The organism is Marinobacter sp. UBA5687, assembly GCF_002420325.1.
GTDB lineage: Bacteria > Pseudomonadota > Gammaproteobacteria > Pseudomonadales > Oleiphilaceae > Marinobacter > Marinobacter nauticus.
On sequence record NZ_DIHV01000050.1, the window covers coordinates 1 to 4,304 of the forward strand.

The 4,304-nt window shown below is 57.5% G+C and carries 7 protein-coding genes; all 7 read left to right on the forward strand.

All coding sequences use genetic code 11. The annotated features are described in order from the left end of the window. A partial coding sequence (gene mbhE / locus B3Y70_RS05160; protein WP_288589323.1) for a hydrogen gas-evolving membrane-bound hydrogenase subunit E occupies positions 1–672 on the forward strand: 672 nt, incomplete at its 5' end. Beyond that, positions 672–1,043: a Na+/H+ antiporter subunit C gene (locus B3Y70_RS05165; protein WP_011786294.1), complete on the forward strand. Its 372-nt coding sequence runs from the start codon at positions 672–674 to the stop codon at positions 1,041–1,043. The genes mbhE and B3Y70_RS05165, both read left to right, overlap by 1 nt. Continuing rightward, a complete protein-coding gene (locus tag B3Y70_RS05170) occupies positions 1,040–2,557 on the forward strand; it encodes a monovalent cation/H+ antiporter subunit D (RefSeq protein ID WP_011786295.1) in 1,518 nt (505 codons plus the stop codon). Before B3Y70_RS05165 ends, B3Y70_RS05170 begins: the two co-directional genes overlap by 4 nt. Next, on the forward strand, positions 2,557–3,045 hold the full coding sequence (locus B3Y70_RS05175) for a Na+/H+ antiporter subunit E (RefSeq protein ID WP_023009135.1): 489 nt from the start codon (positions 2,557–2,559) through the stop codon (positions 3,043–3,045). Before B3Y70_RS05170 ends, B3Y70_RS05175 begins: the two co-directional genes overlap by 1 nt. After that, positions 3,042–3,311 carry a K+/H+ antiporter subunit F gene (locus B3Y70_RS05180; protein WP_011786297.1) on the forward strand — a complete coding sequence of 90 codons (270 nt, stop codon included), beginning with the start codon at positions 3,042–3,044 and terminating at the stop codon, positions 3,309–3,311. Before B3Y70_RS05175 ends, B3Y70_RS05180 begins: the two co-directional genes overlap by 4 nt. Positions 3,312–3,326: 15 nt before the next feature. Beyond that, positions 3,327–3,659, forward strand: a complete 333-nt coding sequence (locus B3Y70_RS05185) for a Na+/H+ antiporter subunit G (RefSeq protein ID WP_121207188.1) — start codon at positions 3,327–3,329, stop codon at positions 3,657–3,659. Positions 3,660–3,779: 120 nt separating this feature from the next. Further along, a partial coding sequence (locus tag B3Y70_RS05190; RefSeq protein WP_288589326.1) for a proton-conducting transporter membrane subunit occupies positions 3,780–4,304 on the forward strand: 525 nt, incomplete at its 3' end.

Here is a 4,304-nt window from a genome sequence, read left to right on the forward strand (position 1 = left end):
CCGTTCAGTTCGATTTCCGATTTCTTCCTTGAGAACAGCAAACCGGGCGGTGGCGGCACCAACGTGGTCAACGTCATCCTGGTGGACTTCCGGGGCTTTGATACCCTGGGCGAAATCACCGTTCTGGCGATTGCTGCCCTGGGCATTTACGCGCTGCTGAAAAATACGCCGCTGACGCCACCACCCAGTGATGGCGAAGGCCATGCCTGGTCACGGGATGCCTACCCGTTAATGCTGCGCTTGATTGCCCGGCCACTGTTGCCGCTGTCCCTGATGGTGTCGGCATTCATCTTCCTGCGTGGCCACAACCTGCCCGGCGGCGGATTTATCGCGGGTCTGATCACCTCGATAGCCCTGATCCTCCAGTACATTGCCAGTGGCCTGAACTGGACCCAGGACCGGATTCCGTTCAAATATCACAACGTCATTGGCCTGGGCCTGTTGTTCGCAACCATTGCCGGCGCGGCCAGCCTGGCCTTCGGCTATCCGTTCCTGACCTCAACATTCGGCTATATCACCTGGCCGGTAGTCGGCAAGTTCGAGGTAGCCTCAGCACTGGTCTTCGACCTGGGTGTTTATCTCACGGTAATCGGGGCCACCCTGTTGGCGCTGGTGACCATTGGCCGCATATCGCCGCATTCGGCCATCAAGAGTAAGAGGGAGGGCGCGTAATGGAACTTGTCTATGCATTGGTGATTGGTGCCCTGACCGCCTCCGGCGTTTATCTGCTGCTGCGGGCGCGCACGTTCCCCGTGGTGGTTGGCCTGACACTCCTGTCTTACGGGGTAAACCTTTTCCTGTTCTCCACTGGCCGGCTGGCTACCGGCAAGCAACCGATTATCGGCACTGCGGAAAGCTATGCCGACCCACTGCCGCAGGCGCTGGTTTTAACGGCCATCGTGATTGGCTTCGCCATGACAGCCTTTGTGGTGGTGATGTCGCTACGAAACCTTGCGGATAACGAAGATGACCATGTTGATGGCAAGCAACCCTATAAATCGCCAGCACCGGAGCAGGAAGACGAGGAGGTAACCGGTAAATGAACCATTGGCTTACCGCTCCGATTCTGATTCCTCTGCTTGGCGGCATTCTGCAGGCACTGATGGGCTATGCCCCCATCACGCTGCGCCGAACCCTGGCACTGGCAACCACCGTGCTGATCCTGGTCTCGGCCATAGTCCTTCTGGTGCTGGCAAACGACGGCAGTTACCGCATTTATGCTTTTGGCAACTGGCAGCCGCCGTTCGGGATTGTCCTGGTTCTGGACCGGCTGGCCGCGCTGATGCTGGTCATGACCTCTGTTCTGGCCCTGTTCTGTCACCTCTATGCCATCGGCGGCGCCGATGAGGGTAACCGACAGTTCCACGCCCTGTTCCTGTTCCAGTTGATGGGCCTCAACATCGCCTTCCTGACCGGTGACCTGTTCAACCTTTTCGTTGCCTTCGAGGTGCTTCTGATCGCCTCCTACGGCTTGCTGATGCATGGTGGAGGCACCATAAGGACTGTACCTGGCCTCCACTACGTGGTTCTCAACCTGATCGGCTCGGCGATATTCCTGATCAGTGTGGGCATGATCTACAGCGTCACCGGCACCCTGAATATGGCAGACCTTGCGGTCAAGGTTCCCCAGGTAACCGGTGAAAGCCTGAATATCGTCAAGGCCGGCGGCATGATGCTGCTGGTAGTCTTTGGCCTGAAGGCCGCCATTCTGCCGCTGTGTTTCTGGCTGCCCCGTGCCTACTCCAAAGCCACGGCGCCCGTTGCGGCTCTGTTTGCGGTCATGACCAAGGTGGGCATCTACGCCATCCTGCGGGTGTACCCGCTGGTGTTTGGCGACGAAGCCGGTGAGCTCGCCAATCTCGGCATGGACTGGTTGTTCCCGATCGCTCTGGCCACCCTGGCCATGGGCGTCATAGGCGCTCTGGGCTCTGGTAGCCTGAAGACGCTTGTGGCCTGGCAGGTAATCATATCCGTGGGTACCCTGCTGGCTCCCATCTCTCTGGGCTCCGAAGCCGGCCTGTCTGCCGCCCTGTTCTATATGCTCAGCACGACCTGGACCGTCGGCGGCCTGTTCCTTGTATCGGAACTGATAGCCAATCAGCGCGGCAGCGCGAACGATCGCATCATCACCGCGCCCAGGATGCATAACCGCACCTTCCTGAGCGTGCTGTTTCTGATCGGTGCCGTTGCCGCCGCCGGGTTGCCTCCGCTCAGCGGCTTCATTGGCAAGCTGCTGATTCTACAGTCCGTTGAGCCCGGTTTCGAAATGGCCTGGCTCTGGTCAGTGCTGCTGGTTGGCAGCTTCCTCACAATCATTGCCTACAGTCGGGCCGGCAGTATTGTTTTCTGGCGAACCGTCGACGGCCACCTGGAAAAGCCGGACCCATTGAATGGTCGGATTTCTGTAGCAGCAGGCGCGCTCACCGCACTGGCGATCGTCCTGGTCGTGTTTGCCGGTCCAATAACACGCTATACCGATGCAACGGCCGAACAGCTACACAATAACAATGCCTATATCGAAATCCTGCAGATGCCTATGGTCGGGGAGGATGACTGATGCTTGATCGACTGAGGTTTCCCCACCCCTGGCTGAGCCTGACCCTGTTCGTCATGTGGCAGTTTCTGAGTGACGGCATCAGTGGCGGCAGTATTGTTCTTGGGCTGATCCTGGCCTGGATAATCCCCCTGATGACCCAGGGTTTCTGGCCAGATCCACCCACCTTGCTCAAGGCCTGGAAGACACCCGCCTACCTGTTGCGGGTTCTGTGGGACATTGTGGTCGCCAGCGTTGATGTGGCAAGGCTGATACTGAGCCCTCGCGAACCACGCCCGATGTTCATCTGCTACACCCTGGAACTCAAGGATCCGCTGGCTATCAGCATTCTAGCCAGCACCATTTCCCTGACGCCGGGCACCGTTAGCGCGGATGTGAGCGATGACAACACACTGCTGCTGATTCATGCCCTGGACGCCGAGGACGAGCAGGAAGTCATCGACACCATCCGGAACCGGTACGAAAAGCCTTTGCTGGAGATGTTCCAATGATGCTAACCGCGCTCTACATCACCATTGCCATGGTCACGCTGGCCGCCTTGCTGAACGTGTACCGCCTGATCAAGGGCCCGGATGCGCCGGACCGGATACTGGCGCTGGACACCCTCTACATTAACGCCATCGCATTGATCATTCTGTTGGGCATCACGCTAAAAACACGCATGTACCTTGAGTCTGCGCTGCTGATTGCGGTTATGGGATTTGTTGGAACCGTCGCCATGGCCAAATACCTCAAGCGCGGCAGCGTCATTGAATAACCCGGAGGACACCCTATGAGCACCTTCGCTGAATACGCCATTTCCGCCATGCTGATTATCGGTGGCGTTTTTACTCTCATCGGTGCCATTGGTCTGGCTCGACTGCCGGATTTCTACACCCGGCTACACGGCCCTACCAAAGCCACCACGGTTGGCGTTGGCGCTATCGTGATCAGCTCCGTGATCTACTTCAGCACGCTTGGGCGAGGCATCGGGATAGAGGAAATCCTGATCACGGCGTTCCTGTTCATGACGGCGCCCATCAGTGCCAACTTCCTGGCAAAGGCCGCCATGCACCTGGAAGTCAGAACCTCTGAGAAAACTCGCGGTCAGACCTGGGATCAATAAGCCCTTTTCATTCAAGGGCTCAGTGAGCCTTTTGTTCAAAACAATCGTATAAATCAAAAGGCTACCGGCACCGATATATTTCAATACCCGTAAAGTCAGGTCTTTAAGGAGTCCTCTCCCATGATGTTACTGGCTGTGCTATCCGGTTTTATGCTGGCGGTCGCGGTACCGGCGCTATATCGTTTGGCAGGCAGTTACATCGGCTGGGTACTGGCTCTTCTCCCCGCCTCCCTCACCGCCTACTTCGCCAGCCTGATTCCCGCGATCCGTGGTGGTGAAAAGCTCCTGCTTGAAACGCCCTGGATGCCAGGCCTCGGGATTACCCTGGACTTCATGGTTGATGGCCTGTCCCTGGTGTTCGCCCTTCTGATCAGCGGCATCGGCACCTTCATTCTGATCTATGCAGGCTCCTATCTTAAAGGCCACAAAGACCTGGCAAGGTTCTACGTCATCATGTTGTCGTTCATGGCCTCGATGCTCGGGCTGGTACTCTCGGACAACCTCATTACCTTTTTTGTGTTCTGGGAACTGACCAGCATCACCTCCTACATGCTGATCGGCTTCAACCATGAAGATACCGAAGCGCGCAAGTTTGCCCTCCAGGGCCTGTTCGTAACCGCAGGTGGCGGGCTCGTGTTGATGGCG

What these genes read in the sequence shown, in the direction of transcription:
- B3Y70_RS05165 (WP_011786294.1), top strand. Translation starts at nt 672, where the DNA reads ATGGAACTTGTCTATGCATTGGTGATTGGTGCCCTGACCGCCTCCGGC.
- B3Y70_RS05170 (WP_011786295.1), top strand. Translation starts at nt 1,040, where the DNA reads ATGAACCATTGGCTTACCGCTCCGATTCTGATTCCTCTGCTTGGCGGC.
- B3Y70_RS05175 (WP_023009135.1), top strand. Translation starts at nt 2,557, where the DNA reads ATGCTTGATCGACTGAGGTTTCCCCACCCCTGGCTGAGCCTGACCCTG.
- B3Y70_RS05180 (WP_011786297.1), top strand. Translation starts at nt 3,042, where the DNA reads ATGATGCTAACCGCGCTCTACATCACCATTGCCATGGTCACGCTGGCC.
- B3Y70_RS05185 (WP_121207188.1), top strand. Translation starts at nt 3,327, where the DNA reads ATGAGCACCTTCGCTGAATACGCCATTTCCGCCATGCTGATTATCGGT.